General features: G+C 38.3%; 18 protein-coding genes. 14 read left to right on the forward strand and 4 right to left on the reverse strand.

What is annotated here, in order from left to right; all coding sequences use genetic code 11:
* Positions 1-60 precede the first annotated feature (60 nt).
* Together BMY66_RS13440 and BMY66_RS13445 are read left to right on the forward strand one after the other, a co-directional pair.
* Complete coding sequence (locus BMY66_RS13440; protein WP_090395490.1) at positions 61-885, forward strand: hypothetical protein; 825 nt, start codon at positions 61-63, stop codon at positions 883-885.
* Positions 885-1,622 (forward strand): sce7726 family protein, encoded by a 738-nt coding sequence (locus BMY66_RS13445; protein WP_090395491.1) that lies wholly within the window; start codon positions 885-887, stop codon positions 1,620-1,622. Before BMY66_RS13440 ends, BMY66_RS13445 begins: the two co-directional genes overlap by 1 nt.
* Here the strand turns inward: BMY66_RS13445 and BMY66_RS13450 are convergent.
* Positions 1,603-2,964 carry a HAMP domain-containing sensor histidine kinase gene (locus BMY66_RS13450; RefSeq protein WP_090395492.1) on the reverse strand — a complete coding sequence of 454 codons (1,362 nt, stop codon included), beginning with the start codon at positions 2,962-2,964 and terminating at the stop codon, positions 1,603-1,605. The genes BMY66_RS13445 and BMY66_RS13450 overlap by 20 nt on opposite strands.
* Positions 2,961-3,671, reverse strand: coding sequence for a response regulator transcription factor (locus BMY66_RS13455; protein WP_090395493.1), 711 nt, complete (start codon positions 3,669-3,671; stop codon positions 2,961-2,963). The genes BMY66_RS13450 and BMY66_RS13455 overlap by 4 nt, the downstream gene beginning before the upstream one ends.
* 169 nt (positions 3,672-3,840) lie before the next feature.
* On the opposite strand from BMY66_RS13455, the gene BMY66_RS13460 reads away from it, so the two are divergent.
* From BMY66_RS13460 to BMY66_RS13490, 7 genes are all read left to right on the forward strand, one after another.
* Complete coding sequence (locus BMY66_RS13460; protein ID WP_090395494.1) at positions 3,841-5,505, forward strand: efflux RND transporter periplasmic adaptor subunit; 1,665 nt, start codon at positions 3,841-3,843, stop codon at positions 5,503-5,505.
* Positions 5,483-6,196: an ABC transporter ATP-binding protein gene (locus BMY66_RS13465; protein ID WP_044937620.1), complete on the forward strand. Its 714-nt coding sequence runs from the start codon at positions 5,483-5,485 to the stop codon at positions 6,194-6,196. The genes BMY66_RS13460 and BMY66_RS13465 overlap by 23 nt, the downstream gene beginning before the upstream one ends.
* A 20-nt stretch (positions 6,197-6,216) precedes the next feature.
* Positions 6,217-7,473, forward strand: a complete 1,257-nt coding sequence (locus BMY66_RS13470; protein ID WP_090395495.1) for an ABC transporter permease — start codon at positions 6,217-6,219, stop codon at positions 7,471-7,473.
* A gap of 286 nt (positions 7,474-7,759) precedes the next feature.
* Positions 7,760-9,265: an ABC transporter substrate-binding protein/permease gene (locus tag BMY66_RS13475; RefSeq protein ID WP_090395496.1), complete on the forward strand. Its 1,506-nt coding sequence runs from the start codon at positions 7,760-7,762 to the stop codon at positions 9,263-9,265.
* Positions 9,266-9,276: 11 nt separating this feature from the next.
* On the forward strand, positions 9,277-10,011 hold the full coding sequence (locus BMY66_RS13480) for an amino acid ABC transporter ATP-binding protein (RefSeq protein WP_090395497.1): 735 nt from the start codon (positions 9,277-9,279) through the stop codon (positions 10,009-10,011).
* Between the two features lie 60 nt (positions 10,012-10,071).
* Positions 10,072-11,241, forward strand: a complete 1,170-nt coding sequence (gene alr, locus BMY66_RS13485) for an alanine racemase (RefSeq protein ID WP_044937626.1) — start codon at positions 10,072-10,074, stop codon at positions 11,239-11,241.
* Positions 11,242-11,255: 14 nt separating this feature from the next.
* Entirely contained in the window at positions 11,256-12,446 is a 1,191-nt protein-coding gene (locus BMY66_RS13490) for an EAL domain-containing protein (RefSeq protein WP_090395498.1), read from the forward strand.
* Between the two features lie 12 nt (positions 12,447-12,458).
* Here the strand turns inward: BMY66_RS13490 and BMY66_RS13495 are convergent, their stop codons facing one another.
* The gene (locus tag BMY66_RS13495; RefSeq protein ID WP_044937627.1) at positions 12,459-12,971 is read right to left on the reverse strand and encodes a YgjV family protein; all 513 of its coding nucleotides are present in this window, start codon (positions 12,969-12,971) and stop codon (positions 12,459-12,461) included.
* A gap of 142 nt (positions 12,972-13,113) precedes the next feature.
* Between BMY66_RS13495 and BMY66_RS13500 the strand changes: the two genes are divergently transcribed.
* The 4 genes from BMY66_RS13500 (at position 13,114) to BMY66_RS13515 (ending at position 16,698) form a co-directional block, all read left to right on the forward strand.
* On the forward strand, positions 13,114-13,587 hold the full coding sequence (locus BMY66_RS13500) for a LeuD/DmdB family oxidoreductase small subunit (RefSeq protein WP_044937629.1): 474 nt from the start codon (positions 13,114-13,116) through the stop codon (positions 13,585-13,587).
* Positions 13,588-13,589: 2 nt separating this feature from the next.
* Entirely contained in the window at positions 13,590-14,837 is a 1,248-nt protein-coding gene (locus tag BMY66_RS13505; protein WP_090395499.1) for a 3-isopropylmalate dehydratase large subunit, read from the forward strand.
* A 114-nt stretch (positions 14,838-14,951) separates the two neighbouring features.
* On the forward strand, positions 14,952-15,446 hold the full coding sequence (locus tag BMY66_RS13510; protein WP_090395500.1) for a LeuD/DmdB family oxidoreductase small subunit: 495 nt from the start codon (positions 14,952-14,954) through the stop codon (positions 15,444-15,446).
* A 10-nt stretch (positions 15,447-15,456) separates the two neighbouring features.
* Positions 15,457-16,698: a 3-isopropylmalate dehydratase large subunit gene (locus tag BMY66_RS13515; RefSeq protein WP_090395508.1), complete on the forward strand. Its 1,242-nt coding sequence runs from the start codon at positions 15,457-15,459 to the stop codon at positions 16,696-16,698.
* On the opposite strand, the gene BMY66_RS13520 is transcribed toward BMY66_RS13515, so the two are convergent.
* Entirely contained in the window at positions 16,695-17,633 is a 939-nt protein-coding gene (locus BMY66_RS13520) for a CobW family GTP-binding protein (protein ID WP_044937634.1), read from the reverse strand. The genes BMY66_RS13515 and BMY66_RS13520 overlap by 4 nt on opposite strands.
* A gap of 134 nt (positions 17,634-17,767) precedes the next feature.
* On the opposite strand from BMY66_RS13520, the gene BMY66_RS13525 reads away from it, so the two are divergent.
* Entirely contained in the window at positions 17,768-18,688 is a 921-nt protein-coding gene (locus tag BMY66_RS13525) for a carbohydrate kinase family protein (RefSeq protein ID WP_090395501.1), read from the forward strand.
* The last annotated feature ends 3 nt before the right edge of the window (positions 18,689-18,691 follow it).

Below are 18,691 nucleotides of genomic sequence, written 5' to 3' on the forward strand. Positions count from 1 at the left end.
ATCTCTTGTAGATAGAGATAGAGTTATTTATAAAAAGACAAAAATTATAGAGGTTGAGAGATGAAAAAAAGACTTTTCGTATTTACGTTGTGCCTTACAATTGTGGCCAGCATGATTGCCTGTGGAAAAGATAATGTTTCGGGAGAGGTTGAGCCAGAAGAGTTGGCTGATGCCCTTGAGGAGAGTAAATCTGAAAGTGAAGCAACTGAAAATAAAGATGATTCTGCAAGTGGAGAATCTGAAAATCTTCCAACTATAGAGGTAGTAGAGGGATACAATTACTCCGATGAATACAATGCAGCTTTTGAGCTTGATGATAGAGTAGGGGCTAACTATATAGCTGCAGGAGCATCTGAAGTAAGTGAGTTTGCATCCTGGAAAGAAGGCTATAAGGCTTTAGTAGAGGATTTGAGTAGCGAGGATAGCGTTAGTTTTTCGCTGATTTATGTAGATTCTGATGATGTTCCAGAGCTTATCTACAAGGTTGATGATTCAGATATAGTAATAGCCACATTTACTGGCTCTACAGTAAACCTACTGAGTGGACAGATTGATTCTGTTTCATATGTGGAAGGCGACAATGTGTTATTAGCTACAGAGCATGTGGATGCCAATACATACAACAGTGTGGTGGCAATCAAGGATGGTTATTGGATTAATATTGCTTATGGTACTCAGGGGCCACTTGATCCATGGGCAGAGGATAGCTTTGATGAAAACGGAAATGCGATAATTTCTTATTGGGAGATAAATGGAGAGGAATTGGCCAGTCAGGATGAATATGATGAGCTGTTTGGTAAATACTATGATTCCTCATTTGGCAAAGAAATCACTGAGTTTAATGCAGATGCCTCCCAAATACTAGAACAGATTGAGGCACTTTAATGTTAAAAGATAAAGATATAAGGGAGCCACTATTCGAGTTTTTAGAGGAATCCTACGGTAAAACACGAATCATCGAGGAAAAGATGATGGGAAAATCAAGGGCAGATGTGATTATGATAATTACCGATGCTCTTATAGGAATAGAAATAAAATCTGATGCGGACACCTATACAAGGCTTGACGGTCAGATAAAAGACTATGATAAATACTTCGATTACAACATAGTGGTAGTTGGCTCAAGTCATGCAATGCATGTGGAAGAGCATGTTCCAGATTATTGGGGAATCATCACAGTTGATGAAGTGGATGAAAAGCCTGATTTCTATTTTTTGAGAAAGCCTGAATACAATAAAAAGGTAAAGCTTAATAGAAAGCTGGAATTGCTATGGAGGCCTGAATTAGGAATCCTTTTACAAAGACTGGGAATGCCAGAATACAAGGCGTTGAGTAAACCGGCTGTTCGCAAAAAGATTATAGAGTGGTCGAAAGCTCCAATTGCAAAAGCTGAGGTGGCTCGTATAAAAAGAGCTGCAAAGGAAGCGGGGGTGGAACCGGTGATTCCTGAAACCAAGGTCGACCCTGCAGATGTTAGTCATGAGATTAGTGAGCTCTTATTTGAAAGAGATTATGAAAAGCTGTTGGCTGAGATTGCAGCCTTTAGAAAAGCACATTCTCCAAAAAGAAGAGGCCCTAAGAAAAGGACCTCTATCAAAAGAACTAGGCGTGCTGGTAAATAGGAAATTTCAATTCAATAGTGAAGGTATCCAAGGTGGTTTTAGTTACGCTAGAGCCACCTTGTCTTTTCATTAGGCTATTGATACTGATAAGACCGATTTTGGCACTTTCATTTTTTCTTGGAACTGAACGAATTTTATTAGAGATTGATAGTGTAGCAAACTCATTGTCACATTTCAGTCCCACATGTACAGGCTTGGTTTCGTCTGCATATTTGTCTATGTTCGTAAATACGTTGTTAAATACTCTTAAGATATCATCCGTATTTACGTTAATCTTAAAGGGCTCTGGTGGCTCACCGTATTCAAAGCTGAAGCCTTGTTCTATTAGTGGTAGTGATAATTCACTTATTATCTGCATCAGGAAATCAATTCCATCATAGCAGGTAAGTGTTTCCTTTGAACGCTCAGGATGAGGATCAAATGCAAGGAAGTACTCGAAAAGCCTATCTGACATTTCTTTAATCTGAAAGCAAGTATCCAATGCGGTATTTACATACTTATCCATTTCTTCTTCTGAATGATAATGGTGTTCTTTTAATATTTCCAAATAGCCCATCTGTGTGGTGAGAGGAGTCCGCAAGTCGTGAGATAGTGCTGTGACAAGGCTGTTGTTAGCCTGTATTGCTTTCTTTTCATTTTCTATTTGGTTTGCAACAGCTATACTCATTGAATTAATGTTGTCTGCAACATTTGATATCTCATCGTTTCCTTTAACGGGAATACGATAGCTTAAATCGCCACCGGCAAGGATTTCAATACCAGAAGTAACCTCATTAATATATTTGATTTTCTTACGTACCAGTATAGTGATCATAATAATTATTATTAATGCACTTACTACGATGTTTGCAAGCTGAATTTTTGAGTACAAATCATATTTGAAGTCTTCAAATACATGCATCTGACATTCGCCGTCAATCAGCGTAATTGTATAGTCGTATACATAAGGATTATATTCATATGATTCCTCTATTAGCTCAGCATCAGCTTCCGAAATTTCAGAGGCCGAGTCATAAGAGTAGTCCACATAGAAATTGTAAATGATCACACCATCACGCTCTAAATAAAAGTACATAAGAGGGTGGGATTGCGACCATTTAAAAATCAATGTTTTATCTTCGCTAGATACATGGTTTTCATCAATATATTCCTGAAAATCTTCTACTGATGAATCCAATCGAGATGGTATATAGACCTCATCTGCCCATTTTGAATAATAAATTAGGTCGTTGACCTGCTGTAGTAAAAAGAATGTTATTCCACCAATCACCAAGGAAACAACTATGGATAGCCATAGTTCAAGATATAAGGATTTAGAAAAGACCTTCTTTAATTTTTTCATTGTAGTTTATATCCCTTTCCCCATACTGTAAGAAGATGAACAGGATTTGATGGATCATCCTCGATTTTGGTTCGAAGATTTCTGATGTGAACCATGATAGTAGCATTTGAACTGTAGAAGTATGGCTCATTCCATATAGTTTCGTATATAAGCTGGGCTGGGAAAACACGCCCCGGGCTTTCTATTAAAAGCTTGAAAATCTGATATTCCAACTCAGATAAATCAATAGATGTTTCCTGTCCATCCGGGCTGATAACAAAGACTTCATTTCTGTCCTTTGCCACTTTAAAAATGTTATAAGTGTAGTAGTTGTCTGAGATAGCTTCCTTTTTGCCCTGATATACATAGTAGCGACGGAGCATGGATTTTACACGGGCAGTAAGCTCACTATGTGAAAAAGGCTTTGACAGATAATCATCGGCCCCTATAAGAAGGCCAAGAGACTTATCAGAGTCAGTTCCCTTTGCTGTAAGAAAGAGTATTGGCATTTGATATGTTTCTCGAATTTTCTTGCACACATCCAGACCAGAAATGCCTGGCATCATAATATCAAGGATGATTAAATCGATAGAGTCGTCCACCATAGAAAGTGCAGTTTCTCCATCGCAAGCTTCAAGAATCTGATAGCCTTCACTTTCTAATAATATATGTAGAATATTTCTTATTTCCTCGTTGTCATCAACAACCAGTATCTTTTGATTTCCCATATTCACTCCTATAAAAAAGATAGCTTTATCTGTTTGTATAGTAACACAAAAGCTGTGAATAAATAGTAAAAAGAAATTTCTTTAGATTTCTTTAGATTTACTTAAGATATTTCTTAAGAATCAAATGGCACAATAGCATCTGTTGATAGAAATCACATGGAGGGAAAAAATGAAACTTAAAGAGATACTTAATAAAAAGGTTGTAACTTGCATGATAATTGCAGCTCTTGTTATTTCATCTGTTGCAGGAGTAGCTGGATTTAAATATGTAAAGGCTAAGGGAAATGAAGCTGACAGCGAACCAATTACAATTGAGGTGACAAAGCAGAATATTGAAAAGACACTTAGTGCAACAGGAACAATTATTTCTGCAGAGGAAAGTGGACAGTTTGCAACTACAACAAGTTCTTATCCCGTAGAGGAAGTATATGTAAAGGTAGGAGATGTAGTAAAAAAAGGTGATCCTCTTTACAAGCTTGATATGACCACTATGGAGCAGACACTTTCATATCAGCAGCAGGCTCTCAATATTCAGAATCAGCAGAATGAAATTGCTCAGCAGAATGCAAATCAAGCATTAACTGATGCTCAACGAAATGGAGCAACTCAGATTAATGATTCAAATAGAAATCTTGAATCTGCGCAGCAGGACCAGAACACTGCAAACAGAAATAAAAAGAACGCAGATAATAATCTTACAACTGCAAGCAACAGTGAAAATGAAGCAGAGAGAGCTAAGGATTCAGCCAGTGCTACACTTGCAGCTGCACAGAAGAAAGTTGATGATTTAAATGCAAAGATTACTGATTTAGAGACTCAGATTGCCAGTGCAGAAGATCCTACAGAATTAAATAATCAGCTTACTCAGGCAAAGACAGATCTTGAGACAGCTAAGACAGAGCTTGCTACAGCTCAAAGTGATTATGATAGTAAAAAGAGTGCATATGATAGTGCAGTGTCAGCTACAGAGTCGGCAAGACAGTCAGTTCAGTCTGCATCAGATTCTGTAAACTCTGCAAATCGTTCTGTAGAATCTGCGCAGTCTAGCTTAAATAACACAACAGAGTCTGCTAACTCAAATGTATATACACAGGCACAGGCTGCTAAATCCAATGAGCTTAGTGCCCAGTCAAATACTTTATCTGCAAAGCAGGAGATTGAAAAATCCCAAGAAGAGCTTTCAAAGGCAACAGTATATGCATCACAGGATGGAACAGTTACTAATGTAAATATAGTAAAGGGCCAGACATACAGTGGAACAGATGCAGTTGTAATTGATAATGTTACAAGCTTAAAGGCAACAGCTGATATTGATGAGGCACAGATTCCAAGCATCCAGGCGGGCCAGAAGGTACAGATAAAAACAGATGCTACAGGAGATGAGGTATTAAACGGTACAGTTGTATTTGTTTCACCTACAGCAACAAAGAACAGCACTAAAACTACAGACGCCACATCTACTACAGCTTCTGTATCAAAGAGCAGAGCTACATACAGAGTAGACGTACAGATAGATGATTCCAATGAAAACCTGAGACTTGGTATGACAGCCAAAATGACATTTATTACTGCATCTTCCGAAAATGCAATTGCTGTGCCATCATCAGATATTAAGACTTCAGATGATGGAAGCAAGTATGTGGTGATTCAGACAAAAGACGGAAGCACAAAGAACGTTACAGTGACAACAGGAATTTCAGATGACTTCTATACAGAGATTACAGGTGGCGACCTTAAGGAAGGTGAAATGATAGTTGAGTCTGATATGGATGAAAACAGCGCCGATGCAACATTAGAGTCAATGGGAACTGATGGAGGAATATATTTTGAGTAATGATATTTTATTATCTGCAAAAAATATAAGAAAAAGCTATTATATTGGAACTCCAAATGAGCTGGAGATTTTGCATGGAATAGATTTGGATATTCACAAAGGAGAGTTCGTTTCCATTGTTGGCCAATCAGGTTCTGGTAAAAGTACTCTGATGAATATTCTAGGTATTTTGGATAGACAGACTTCGGGAGAATATATTCTTGACGGGATTGATATTTCAAAGGCTCCAAACAAGGCCTTATCTGCCCTTAGAAACAAGCATATAGGATTTGTTTTTCAGACATATAATCTAATAGCTAGAACAGATGCTATTGCAAATGTGGAGATGCCAATGCTTTATGCAGGTGTTCCAGAAAAGCAACGCAGAAAAAGAGCCATTGAGCTTTTGAAAATGGTAGGAATGGAAGAGCGTATGCACCATACTCCTGACGAGCTATCAGGTGGACAGAAGCAGCGTGTAGCTATAGCAAGAGCTATGGCGAATGACCCTGATATTATTCTGGCAGATGAGCCAACAGGTGCCCTCGATTCGGGAACAGGTAGACTGGTAATGGATATATTCCACGAGCTTCATGAAAAACAGGGAAAGACTATTGTGCTCATTACTCATTCAAATGAACTTGCAGCAGAGACTCCGAGAATTGTAACTATTAGCGACGGAAATATTATTGCTGAGAAAAAGATGGCCTAAGTGGCTTGAAAGGAATAGATATGATTAAAGAAAACTGTAAGCTTGCTTTGCTTAGTATAAAAGCTAACAAAATGAGAGCTTTTCTTACAATGCTTGGTATCATCATTGGTGTTGCAGCAGTTATTGCTATTATGACAGTGGGCAATTCGATGACAAAGGGCGTACAAAAGCAGCTGGAAAGCTATGGCGTTCAAAACATTACCATATATGTTAATCCAATTGATTATAACCAGGAGCTTTCAGAGGCAGATTATCAAACTATGAAAATCACTCCGGAAACACTTCATAAACTTGCCAATCAGTATAAGGGTAAGATAAGTGCAATCTCTGTTGAGGCTAGTGCAGGCTCGGGGACAGTCATCAAGGATGCAAACAAGGCCAATGTAGATATTACAGGAGTCAGTGCTGGTTATTTTAAAGCTAATAACATAAAGCTTAAAGGCGGCAATCTATTTAACGAGTTTGCATATGAACAGGGAAAGAATACTGCTATTGTGGCAGACAAATTTGCAGAGCAGCTTTTTGGAGCTAATTATTCATTGGATGATGTGCTTGGAAAAGAGTTCGAAGTCAATATTAATGATGAATACATGAATATTACAGTAATAGGAGTGTATGAGTATCAGCAGTCAGGCAGTATGATGCGTGGTAGCAATAAAAATATCAGCACCAATGTATATATTCCACTTAAGACTGCATGGAATTATTCTCATGACGAAACAATCTTTGATGCTACTGTGGTTGCAGCAGAAGGACAGGATCCGGTAGCTTTGTCTACAGAGATTAAAACATATTTGACAGATGTTATGGCAAACACATTAGGTGATAAGTTTTATGTGGATGCATATAGTAATCAAACTATGATTCAGGAAAATACAAAGACTATGAATCAGATGACACTGGCTATCTCTATGATAGCGGCAATTGCCCTTATTGTAGGTGGTATTGGTGTAATGAATATTATGACAGTTTCAATCACTGAGCGAACCAAAGAAATCGGTACAAGAAAAGCTTTAGGTGCCCCTGATCGAATGATAATGCTTCAGTTTATAAGCGAAGCTATTATTATTTGTCTGATAGGTGGCTTGATTGGAATAGTGGTAGGACTATTACTTGGAAATATAGCTGCTCACTTTATGGGTTATACACCTGAGGTTTCAATTGCAAGTATATACATGTCGGTAGGATTCTCTATGGCCATAGGCGTATTCTTTGGATATTCACCAGCAAAGCATGCAGCAAACATGAATCCGATTGATGCATTAAGATACGAATAAAATGAATATTATAGATTTTTGTTTTTCATCAGAAAAACAGAAATCGTAAATACCAAGAAAATAGATTCATCTATTTTCTTGTCCTGCAAAGCAGGATTCTTGCTGACAATTTCATTTTTCTGTCAGCAAGAAGTCATGCATATTATTAATAGCTTCGATGAATATCGAGGCTATTTTTTTATATATTTATTTAATTTCCCCTTTATTTTTTATAATTATGTGGTATTATGTTTTAGTATAAAAATACATTATTAAAGAATAATTATACGAAAGAGAGACGGATTATATGAAAAAGAAAGCTACAATTCTTGCATGTATGCTTGCCGCACTTTTCATTGGCTGTGGAAGTGCTGACAACACAAAAACTATTTCATCTATCGATGATTTAGAAGGCTCAAAAATTGGTGTTCAACTTGGAACAACTGGTGATATTTATGCCAGTGATTACGAAGGAGACGAGGCTGGAACAGAAGTTGAGCGTTACAATAAAATTACTGATGCGGTTCAGGCTTTAAAGCAGGGAAAGATTGATTGCGTTATTGCTGATGAGCAGCCTGCAATTGCAAGTGTTGAAAACGAAGGTTCACTAGTTATTTTGGATGAGCCATTCGCTTTGGAAGAATATGCAATCTGTATTGCTAAGGATAATGACGAGCTTTTAGAGCAGGTTAATGGCGCTATTGCTGAGCTTCAGGAAGAGGGCACATTGGATGCAATCATTTCTAACTACATTGGAGATGATACAAAAGGTAAGTTCCCATATGAGTCACCTGAGGGAGTTACATATGACAATGGAACAATCGTAGTTGCAACTAATGCTACTTTTAAGCCATACGAATACTATGAGAGTGGTGAAGTTGTAGGTATCGATATGGATATTATGCATGCCATTGGTGATAAGCTTGGTATGAACATTGAAATCGAGGACATGGAGTTCGATTCTATTATCAACGCAGTTAGCTCTCATAAGGCTGATGTTGGTATTGCAGGCATGACAATGACAGAAGAGCGTGCGAAATCAATTAATTTCTCTACATCATATATCACATCAAAGCAGGTTATGATTGTTAAGGATGCTAATGCAGCAGCTGACGGACAGACATTTACAGAGAAGCTTTATGCAAACTTTGTAAAGGATGGAAGATATCAGTATCTTTTAACAGGTCTTAGAAATACACTTGTGATTGCTCTATGTGCGGTTATCATCGGTGTGCTTATAGGTTTCTTTGTAGCGATTATCCGTGTCTCATATGATAAAACAGGAGCACATGTAATTCTTAACGGAATTTGTAAAGTATATCTTACTATCATTCGTGGAACACCAATGATGGTACAGCTTTTGATTATTTACTATGTTGTATTTAAGTCAGTTAATGTTTCAAAGGTACTTGTTGCAATTATTGCATTTGCTATTAACTCAGGTGCTTATGTAGCAGAGATTATGCGTGGTGGTATCATGTCCATCGACAATGGTCAGATGGAAGCAGGACGAAGCCTTGGTCTTTCGCACAAGCAGACAATGACCGCTATCATCCTTCCACAGGCTATCAAGAATGTACTTCCAGCTTTGGCAAACGAGTTCATCATGCTTATCAAAGAGACATCAATTTGTGGATACATCGGTCTTACAGATTTAACTCGTGGTGGAGATATCATTCGAAGCCAGACATACGAAGCTTTCATTCCACTTGTTGCTGTAGCATTCGTTTACCTTATTATCGTAGAGTTGCTTACAGTGCTTGTTGGTAAATGGGAAAAGAGCTTACGCAAAACAGAAAGAAAGGCTGATTAAGGAGAGATAGCATGAGTGAAGTATTAATTAAAGTAGAAAACTTATCAAAATCATTTGGAAAGAATGAAGTTCTTAAAAATGTAAATATGCAGATTGAAAAGGGTGAGGTTATTGCTATCATCGGACCATCAGGCTGTGGTAAATCTACATTCATTCGTACATTAAATCAGCTTGAGAATCTTACAGACGGAAAGATTTATCTTGATGGCGAGGATATCACTGCAAAGGGAGTAGATATAAATGATGTAAGACGTCGTGTGGGTATGGTGTTCCAGCACTTCAACCTTTTCCCTCATCTTACAATTCAAAAGAATCTTACACTTGCTCCAGTAAAGCTTGGACTTATGAGCGAGGAAGAGGCAAACAAGAAAGCAGCAGAGCTTCTTGAAAGAGTTGGTCTTGCAGATAAAGCGACAGCATATCCTGACAGCCTTTCAGGTGGACAAAAGCAGCGTATTGCAATTGCCCGTACACTTGCTATGAATCCAGAGGTTATTTTATTTGATGAGCCTACATCTGCACTAGATCCAGAGATGGTTGGTGAGGTCCTCAATCTTATGAAAGAGCTTGCTGATGATGGTATGACAATGGTAGTTGTTACACACGAAATGGGATTTGCAAGAGAAGTAGCAGATAGAGTACTTTTCTTCGACGAAATGGGAATCAAAGAAGAGGGAACTCCAGCAGAAATTTTCGATTCTCCAAAGTCTCAGAGATTACAGGACTTCTTGTCAAAAGTACTTTAGTTTTTAAGATAAATGACTATAATAGTATTGAACATTAAATGATAATGGAGCAATACGATTATGGAATCAACACTTAGACGTACATGGGCCGAGGTAAATCTCGACGCCATCGCATATAATTACAAAAAGATTCGTGAAAAGATAGGCAGTGATGTCAAGTTTCTTGGCGTAGTAAAAGCCGATGCATATGGACACGGAAGTATTCAAGTTAGTCAGCTCCTTGAGGAATTAGGAGCTGATTATCTTGCTGTCAGCAGTGCAGATGAAGCTTTAGAATTACGAGTAAACGGCATCAAGATGCCTATTCTTATTTTGGGGCATACTCCAAAGGAGCAGGTTCCACGTCTTATTGAATATGGAATCACACAGGCCATCACTTGCAAGGCAAAAGCAGATGAGTATAGTGCAGAAGCAGTAAAGGCCGGAGGCGTTTTAAAAGTTCATATCAAAGTGGATACAGGAATGTCTCGTTTAGGATACCTTTGCGACAATGGCTATTTTGATACTGGTGTCAGCGGCATTGTAGAAGCATGCCAGATGCCAGGTCTTGAGGCAGAAGGAATCTTTACTCATTTTGCTGAGGCAGATGAGTTTGGTCAGGCCAATGATGATTATACAAAGCATCAGTTTGAGTTATTCACCAGAGTCATTTCTGCAGTTGAAGAGCAGCTTAATCACAAGTTTAAAATTAGACATTGCGCAAACACAGGAGCAGTTGCTCGTTTCCCAGAAACTTATCTAGACATGGTGCGTCCAGGCCTGTTATTATATGGTTATGGTGAGTTCGCTCATCAGATGGGACTTCGTCCAGCCATGACCATGAAGACAACTGTCAGCACAATCAAGATTTATCCAGAAGGAACTGCTGTCAGCTACGGCGGAATGTTTGTTACAGACAAGCCAACTCGTATTGGTGTTTTGCCATATGGTTATGCAGATGGATTTCTTAGAAGTCTTTCTAATAAATGTTCACTTTACACAAAGGAAGGTCCTGCAAAGCTTAGGGGTAAAATTTGCATGGACATGTGTATGATTGATATTACAGATATGCCTACTGTAGATGTAGGAAGTGAAGTTGAAATATTTGGGGAGAAGAACAGTATTGATGACTTAGCTGCTTGTGCAGGTACTATTCCTTACGAATTAACTTGTGCAGTTAGCAAGCGTGTTCCTCGTGTTTATTATCGAAATGGGGAAGTTATTGATCGTGAGTTAATGCTTAGGATGTAGTAATTGAGGATTATATGAGTACTTCTTTCTTAGATAAAGTAGTAAATGCTATTGAAAATCGAGAAATCAAAGCGTATTATCAGCCACAGTATGATGCCAGTACTGGTAGAATTGTTAGTGCAGAAGCACTTGTTAGATGGGTGAAGCCTAATGGCGAAATAATTAGCCCAGACAAATTCATACCGAGACTTGAAAAGACAGATGATATAAATATCTTAGATTGGTATATGGCAGAGGAAGCCTGTCGAACTATCCATGAAATGGGAGATAAGGCAGTTCCAATTGCTGTCAATTTTTCTAGATGGCATGTAAAAGAAAAAGATTTCTATCGCAAGTTACAGGCCATTCTTACAACATATAAAGTAAAGCCAGAGATGTTTGAGGTCGAGATTACAGAATCTGCTCTTGCTGTTGAGGATTTAAAATCCATAGAGGAGTGGGCTACAAACATCGCAGACACCGGTGTTAAAATCGCTATAGATGATTTCGGTGCAGGCTTTACATCCTTACAGTTTGTAAAGAATATGCCAGTTAGTTTTTTGAAAGTTGATAAAGCATTCTTGGAAGATAATTGTCAGGATGAAAGGGGACGTGGTACCCTTGAAACTGTATTTTTCTTTGCAAGACGTCTTAGCTTAAAGACTATAGCTGAAGGCGTAGAGACCATGGAGCAGCTTAAGTTTTTGCAGAATATGGATTGTGATAGAGTTCAGGGGTATTTATTCTCTAGACCACTCAAAAAAGAGGATTTCCTGGTTCTTGCAATGATAGACAATGCTCCTATGGTTGATGATGATGATTTCCTTAAGAAGCAGGGAACATTCAGTACTCACAGCCTGCTTTTAAGAGCTATGAAGACAGAATATGACATGATAATGTTCGGAAATCTGTATAAGAATAGCTATTATATGATGTACCAGAACCCAGAGATTTTCTTTGATGCGCCTACAGCAGGTGTTATTGACGATATGACTCACAATGCATTAGCAATATGTGTAGGAGAGTCATATAAAGTCTATGAGGAAAATCTCACACGACCTGCTCTTTTAAAAGCTTATAATAAAGGAAAAACAAGGGTAGAGGTTGTTGTAGAGCACAATGTAGCAGGTGTTCCACAAAAGTTTAGAACTATAATTCATCTTATGAAACATCCACACAAGGAAGATGTATTGATGATAGGTTTTTCAAGAAAAGTTGAAGAATAAGAAAGAGGCCTTTTAAAAGGCCTCTTTTTCTTTATCAAATAGAATTCTATATACACCAATTAAACTTGTGATAAGTGAGAAAACATCGAATGCAAATACAACCCAGTTCTTAAGGAAGAAATCATAAGTTCCAAAACAAAGAATACTGCCGATGCATCCAAGCTTTATCATTAAATCCTTTTTAGATCTAAGTGAAAGTGTAATCATAGTAGCTGCGGCAAAAGGAAGCCAATCAATCCATCTGTTTTGAGTAGTTATGAAGGTGAATACTCCCTGAAAGCCAATGAAAAAAATCTGAAGTGGAACAGAAAGATTCCATTTAAGACAGATAAGGTTTCTAAGCAAGCTAACCATGTTTCCTACAACTGCTGCAATACCACCAAGGCAAGCGTAGGATATAGAAAAAAGAACAAACTGTAGGTTCTGTGCCCATAGGATTGTTTTTTTGTGCTTAAGGTATCCGATTAACACCATAAGGATACAAGCCAAAATTGAAAAGATTCGTCCAACTAAAACTAAATTCATTTATTAACTCCTATCAAAAATCATATTTACATATAATAAAACAATCTTATGATTTTTTAAAGTTTTTACCTCTTTAAATCGCTAAAGAATTAAGGTAGAATAGATTAACTAGAAAATGTGACAACATGTAAAAGGAGGAAATATGGGCAAGGTATTTAGATTTCACAAAGATGTAGATACAGATCAGATTATCGCTTCACAGTATCTACTTTTTCCCACAATAGACGAAATGAAAGTGCATACATTTGAGTCCCTAAATGGCGATTTTGCATCTCAGGTTAAGCCTGGTGATTTTGTTGTGGCTGATGAAAACTTTGGTTGTGGTTCATCAAGAGAGCAGGCGCCAAGCGTACTAAAAGCACTAGGTGTGAAAGCTGTTATAGCTAAATCATTCGCTCGTATTTTTTATAGAAACTCTATAAACATTGGCATGCCGGTTATTGTCAGTAAAGAGCTTTATGATGTAGTAAAAGACGGAGATGAAATGGAACTGGATTTGAATGCTGGCATCATCAAAGCAAATGGAAAAGAATATTCTTGTACTAAGCTACCTGAAAAGATGCAGGAAATTTTGGATCAAGGTGGTCTTATAGCATCTTTGGATAAGGAGGATTAGATATGGGAATGACAATGGCAGAAAAGATTATCGCCGCAGCAGCTGGCAAGGAGAGCTGTAAGGCTGGCGATATTGAGACAGTTACACTTGATAGATTGATGAGTAATGATGGAACTACTCATCTGACAATAGACATGTATAACAACCTTAAGCATCCACGTATTGCGGATGTGGATAAGCTTGTGTGGGTTATTGATCACAATATTCCTGCTGATAGCCCTAAAACAGCAGCAAGTCATAAAAAGATGAGAGACTTTGCCAGAGAGCATGGAATTACTTTTTATGAGGGAGAAGGAGTGTGCCATCAGGTTATGATGGAAAAGCACGTACGTCCAGGAGAGTTGATTTTTGGTGCTGATTCTCACACTTGTGCATATGGAGCGTTAGGCGCTTTTGGTACGGGCGTTGGTTGCACAGATTATCTGTATGCTATGGTTACTGGAACTTCATGGTTATTGGTTCCAGAGACAATTCGCTTTAATCTTCATGGAAAGCTTAATAAGGGGGTATACGCAAGGGATTTAATTCTTACCATCATTGGTAGAATCTCTGCTAATGGAGCCAACTATAAAGCAATGGAATTTGCAGGAGAGGGATTGCATGATCTTTCAATTGCTGACAGAATTTCAATCTGCAATCTGTGTGTTGAGGCAGGTGCAAAGACTGCTCTTATGGAGGTTGATGATGTTGCAATGGAGTATTTAAAGGCCCATGGACGTGAGCCCAAAGCACTGTTCTCATCAGATGAAGATGCAGTGTTTGCGAAAGTTTTTGATATTGATTTATCTGAGATTCAGCCAATAGTTGCAAAGCCTCATTTTGTAGATAGCGTTGTACCAGCATCTGAATGTGAAGGTACAAAGATTAACGAGGCATTTCTTGGTAGCTGCAACAACGGACGTATCGAGGATTTAAGAGTTGGTGCAGAAGTAATCAAAGGAAAGCATGTTGCAGAGGGAGTTAGATTTTTAGTGGTACCTGCCAGTCGAGAAGTATATAAGCAGGCACTAAAGGAAGGGCTTCTTGATATTTTTATGGCAGCTGGAGCAATGGTTATGAATCCTAATTGTTCAGTATGCTGGGGCGCATGCCAGGGTGTCATCGGTGAAGGTGAAACACTTATTTCTACAGGCACTCGTAACTTCAAAGGACGTGCTGGCCACAAGGATTCATTTGTATATCTTGCATCAGCGGCAACTGTAACTGCATCCGCGGTAGAAGGATTTATAACTACTGCAGATAAACTATAGATCATAATCTAATTAACAATCTATTTGCTCTCTGTATGAGACATGTAGTCGAAGGAAGAGAGTTAATGATTGTTAATGTAAGATTATGTGCATAGACTAGATTGGAGAAAATTTATGAGTGATAAATTTACTGCGAAAATTTGGGTCCTTGGGGATGACATAGATACAGATATAATCTTACCTACAGAGTATTTGGCGTTTAAGACGGTGGAGGAAATGAAGCCTTACGCCTTTAGTCCACTTAGGCCTGATTTGGCATCACAGATTCAGCCAGGAGATATGATTGTAGCTGGCAACAATTTTGGCTGCGGTTCTTCAAGAGAACAGGCTCCAGAGGTTGTAAAGGCTCTTGGAGTATCCTGTGTTGTTGCAAAATCTTACGCCAGAATTTTTTTCAGAAATGCCATTAACAATGGCCTGCTATTAATTGAAAATCAGGATTTGTATGATGAGGTTAAAGAAGGAGATATTGCTGAGGTTACACCAGGCAAGGAAATCGTTGTAAATGGTAAATCCTACGAAATAGCCTCACTTCCAGATAATCTTCTGGAAATACTCGAAGCAGGCGGCTTGGTAAAAGCTATGAGAAAGCGTAATGGATTGGATTAATGGTGGAAAAATGGGAAAGACATTAGTAGAGAAAATAATTGGAAATAAAGTAGGGCATGATGTAAAACCGGGAGACATTGTCACTGTAGATGTTGACTGGTGCATGATAGATGACATCATGGTTCCTTTTGCTGTACAGAAGTTTGAGGAGATGGGCTTTTCAAAAGTTAAAAATCCTGACAGCGTTGTTCTTATATATGATCATTTCCTTCCTGCTACTCAGGTAGATGACACTCGTCATTTCAGAGAAGGTGATGAATTTGCAAAGAAATATGGCATCAAAAATGTCCACAGAACAGATGGAATATGTCATCAGCTTATGACAGAGGCTGGATACGTAAAGCCTGGTGATATTGCTTTTGGAACAGACAGCCATACAGTTACATATGGTTGCGTTGGCGCCTTCTCAACAGGTATCGGATATACGGAGATGGCAGGCATACTTGGAACAGGTCAGCTTTGGATAAAAGTTCCTGAGACAATCAAAATAGAAATTGATGGTACGCTACCTGGAAATGTTACATCAAAGGATATCATTCTTAGAATTATTGGTGATTTGACTGCCTCTGGAGCTACATATCAGGCTATTGAATTTACTGGAAGCACAGTAGAGGCTATGAGTGTAGCCAGCCGAATGACTATGTCTAATATGGCGGTGGAAGCTGGGGCAAAATGCGGTTTGTTTGTTCCAGATGACAAGACATGTGATTACTGCAAAATACAATATGACGATAGTATCAAGGCACTGAAGCCAGATAATGATGCTAAGTATTCAAGAATACTCAGATATAGAGCAGAGGATATGGTTCCTGTTTTGGCTTGTCCATCTTTGGTGGATAACATTCATCCGGTTTCTGAGCTTAAGGGGACAAAGGTGGATCAGGTATTCCTTGGCTCATGTACAAATGGCAGATTAGAAGATCTTAGAACGGCAGCTACAATTTTAAAGGGAAAGCATGTTGCACCATTTGTGAAAATGATTGTCACTCCTGCTAGCCGCAAGATTTATAGAGAGGCCTTAGCTGATGGCACCCTTGAAATTCTTTCTGACGCTGGCGCAATTATAACTACTCCAGGTTGTGGTTTGTGCTGTGGAAGAGGTGGAGGAATTCTTTCAGATAACGAAGTGGTGGTTGCCACAAACAATAGAAATTTCCTTGGAAGAATGGGAACTAGCAAGGTTCAGATATATCTTGCCAGCCCTGCAACAGCTGCAGCTACAGCAATTGCAGGCAAGATTACAGAAGCTTAATTATTTGCTTCCATGAATTCACGGATTTTACTTTCATTAAGGTTTTCACCAATGACAATGAAGACCTGCTGACCTACGGACATTGGTGTTAGTTCAAATTCATTTTTAGTGGCGTTGAACTGATACCAAGTGCCGTCTTCATTAAAGAAGCCTTTTGCACGTAGGATTTCACCAAAAGAAGAGTCGGACATAAGAGTATCGATTCTTTCTTTTAGATATTCTTTTTTTAATGGAAGCTCAAGAAAATAAACTGTTTTATAACCACTGTCATCAGTGGTTAATTTTTTTATGTAAGATCTTGTAGCATAGCTACTATTTGAAATCATTTCAAAATCCCCATCATCAAAATCATCCCAGTTTTTATCGAGGACAAGAGAATCTACATTTATATTTAAGTTGGCCTTTTCTGCTGCAGCTTTTAAGTGGGCCTTCGTATTTGCGATATGATCTAAATCAGTAAGCTGAGTTCTACTAAGAATTATGCGGCCGGCGTTTGCTATCTGGCTGGCTAAGAAGAAATCGGAATCATCAGAAAGATTATCCTCAAGTCTTGCATCAACGATAGTTAGAACTGTACCGATTTCATACCATCTATCAAGGGGCTCATCTCTAAGAACATCAAAAAACTCATCCACATCAAAAATACCAGATGGCTCAATGATGACTCTGTCATAACCGCTCATAGCCATGGCAATAAGCTTTGTTTTGAAACGGCGTTTATGACAATCAGCGTCACATCCACCGGCTACCATTTCAAGCTCACAATTGTCTCCACGCAAATCATTTAGAAGAAGCATATCAACATTAACAGCGCCGTAATCGTTTTCTAGTATTCCAATTCGTTTGCCCTGGGAAATGAAGTAATTTGCATATTTTTTAAGAAAGGTAGTTTTGCCGCTACCCAAGAATCCTGTAATTAAGTCTACTTTAATCATGGTATACCTCGTATCATAGTTATGTAACAATTTAGGTATATTATAAAGGACAACACATTGGTAGTAAATTATTGTTTAAAATTCTAAAAGCATGTGATAGTATTTATACATTGTTTAAAAAGGAGTAATTAATAATGGGAATTGTAGTACTAGGAGCAGTTTTTATTGATATTAAAGGTCACTCTACAGCAAGCTATATTCCAGCAGGTAGAAATGTTGGTACTGTAGAGGAAGTTCACGGTGGTGTTAGCCGTAATGTAGTAGAGGACATTGCAAATGTTGAGCTTCGTCCTACATTTGTTAGCCTTGTAGATGAAAGCGGTATTGGTACAGGCGTACTTGAGAAGCTTAATAATCACAAGGTCGATACAAGATTTGTTCGCCGTACTCCTGATGGAATGGGAAAGTGGCTTGCAGTTTTTGATAATCACGGAGACGTAGTTGCATCTATTTCAAAACGTCCTGATCTTTCTGTAATCAATGATATTCTTGATGAAGAAGGAGACGAAATCTTCAAAGATGCAGATAGTATTGCTCTTGAGATTGATATGGAAAAGGATTCAATCAAAAGAGTATTCAAATATGCAGAGAAATATAACCTTAAGGTTTATGCAGCTGTATCAAACATGAGTATTGCTGTTGAACGCAGAGATTTCTTAAAGAATGTAGAATGCTTTGTATGCAATCAGCAGGAAGCGGGCATCCTTTTCATGGATGATTATTCAGAGAAAACACCTCAGGAGATGGAAGAAATCCTTGCAAAGAAAATCCAGGGTGCGCAGATCAAAAAGATGATTGTAACTCTTGGTGGTCAGGGAGCTGTTTACGCAGACATTGATGGAAATACAGGATTTGTACCTGCTAGAAAGGTAGATGTAAAGGATACTACAGGTGCAGGAGATTCATTCTTCGCCGGTGTAACAATCGGTCTTACATATGGCAAAACAATCGAAGAGGCTTGTGAAATCGGATCTACTTTAGCAGCATCTGTTATTGTTACTTCAGATAATGTATGTCCACGATTTTTACCTAGTGAGTTCGGCTTAGAAGTATGATAG

This window comes from Pseudobutyrivibrio sp. C4 (assembly GCF_900111635.1).
Taxonomy (GTDB): Bacteria; Bacillota; Clostridia; order Lachnospirales; family Lachnospiraceae; genus Pseudobutyrivibrio; species Pseudobutyrivibrio ruminis.

Excerpts from the sequence above, each read along its gene's own strand:
- BMY66_RS13505 (WP_090395499.1), top strand. The coding sequence starts at position 13,590 with ATGGGAATGACAATGGCAGAAAAGATTATCGCCGCAGCAGCTGGCAAG.
- BMY66_RS13460 (WP_090395494.1), top strand. The coding sequence starts at position 3,841 with ATGAAACTTAAAGAGATACTTAATAAAAAGGTTGTAACTTGCATGATA.
- BMY66_RS13495 (WP_044937627.1), bottom strand. The coding sequence starts at position 12,971 with ATGAATTTAGTTTTAGTTGGACGAATCTTTTCAATTTTGGCTTGTATC.
- BMY66_RS13450 (WP_090395492.1), bottom strand. The coding sequence starts at position 2,964 with ATGAAAAAATTAAAGAAGGTCTTTTCTAAATCCTTATATCTTGAACTA.
- BMY66_RS13475 (WP_090395496.1), top strand. The coding sequence starts at position 7,760 with ATGAAAAAGAAAGCTACAATTCTTGCATGTATGCTTGCCGCACTTTTC.
- alr (WP_044937626.1), top strand. The coding sequence starts at position 10,072 with ATGGAATCAACACTTAGACGTACATGGGCCGAGGTAAATCTCGACGCC.
- BMY66_RS13515 (WP_090395508.1), top strand. The coding sequence starts at position 15,457 with ATGGGAAAGACATTAGTAGAGAAAATAATTGGAAATAAAGTAGGGCAT.
- BMY66_RS13490 (WP_090395498.1), top strand. The coding sequence starts at position 11,256 with ATGAGTACTTCTTTCTTAGATAAAGTAGTAAATGCTATTGAAAATCGA.
- BMY66_RS13520 (WP_044937634.1), bottom strand. The coding sequence starts at position 17,633 with ATGATTAAAGTAGACTTAATTACAGGATTCTTGGGTAGCGGCAAAACT.
- BMY66_RS13445 (WP_090395491.1), top strand. The coding sequence starts at position 885 with ATGTTAAAAGATAAAGATATAAGGGAGCCACTATTCGAGTTTTTAGAG.
- BMY66_RS13500 (WP_044937629.1), top strand. The coding sequence starts at position 13,114 with ATGGGCAAGGTATTTAGATTTCACAAAGATGTAGATACAGATCAGATT.
- BMY66_RS13510 (WP_090395500.1), top strand. The coding sequence starts at position 14,952 with ATGAGTGATAAATTTACTGCGAAAATTTGGGTCCTTGGGGATGACATA.
- BMY66_RS13455 (WP_090395493.1), bottom strand. The coding sequence starts at position 3,671 with ATGGGAAATCAAAAGATACTGGTTGTTGATGACAACGAGGAAATAAGA.
- BMY66_RS13440 (WP_090395490.1), top strand. The coding sequence starts at position 61 with ATGAAAAAAAGACTTTTCGTATTTACGTTGTGCCTTACAATTGTGGCC.
- BMY66_RS13470 (WP_090395495.1), top strand. The coding sequence starts at position 6,217 with ATGATTAAAGAAAACTGTAAGCTTGCTTTGCTTAGTATAAAAGCTAAC.
- BMY66_RS13480 (WP_090395497.1), top strand. The coding sequence starts at position 9,277 with ATGAGTGAAGTATTAATTAAAGTAGAAAACTTATCAAAATCATTTGGA.
- BMY66_RS13465 (WP_044937620.1), top strand. The coding sequence starts at position 5,483 with ATGGAGGAATATATTTTGAGTAATGATATTTTATTATCTGCAAAAAAT.
- BMY66_RS13525 (WP_090395501.1), top strand. The coding sequence starts at position 17,768 with ATGGGAATTGTAGTACTAGGAGCAGTTTTTATTGATATTAAAGGTCAC.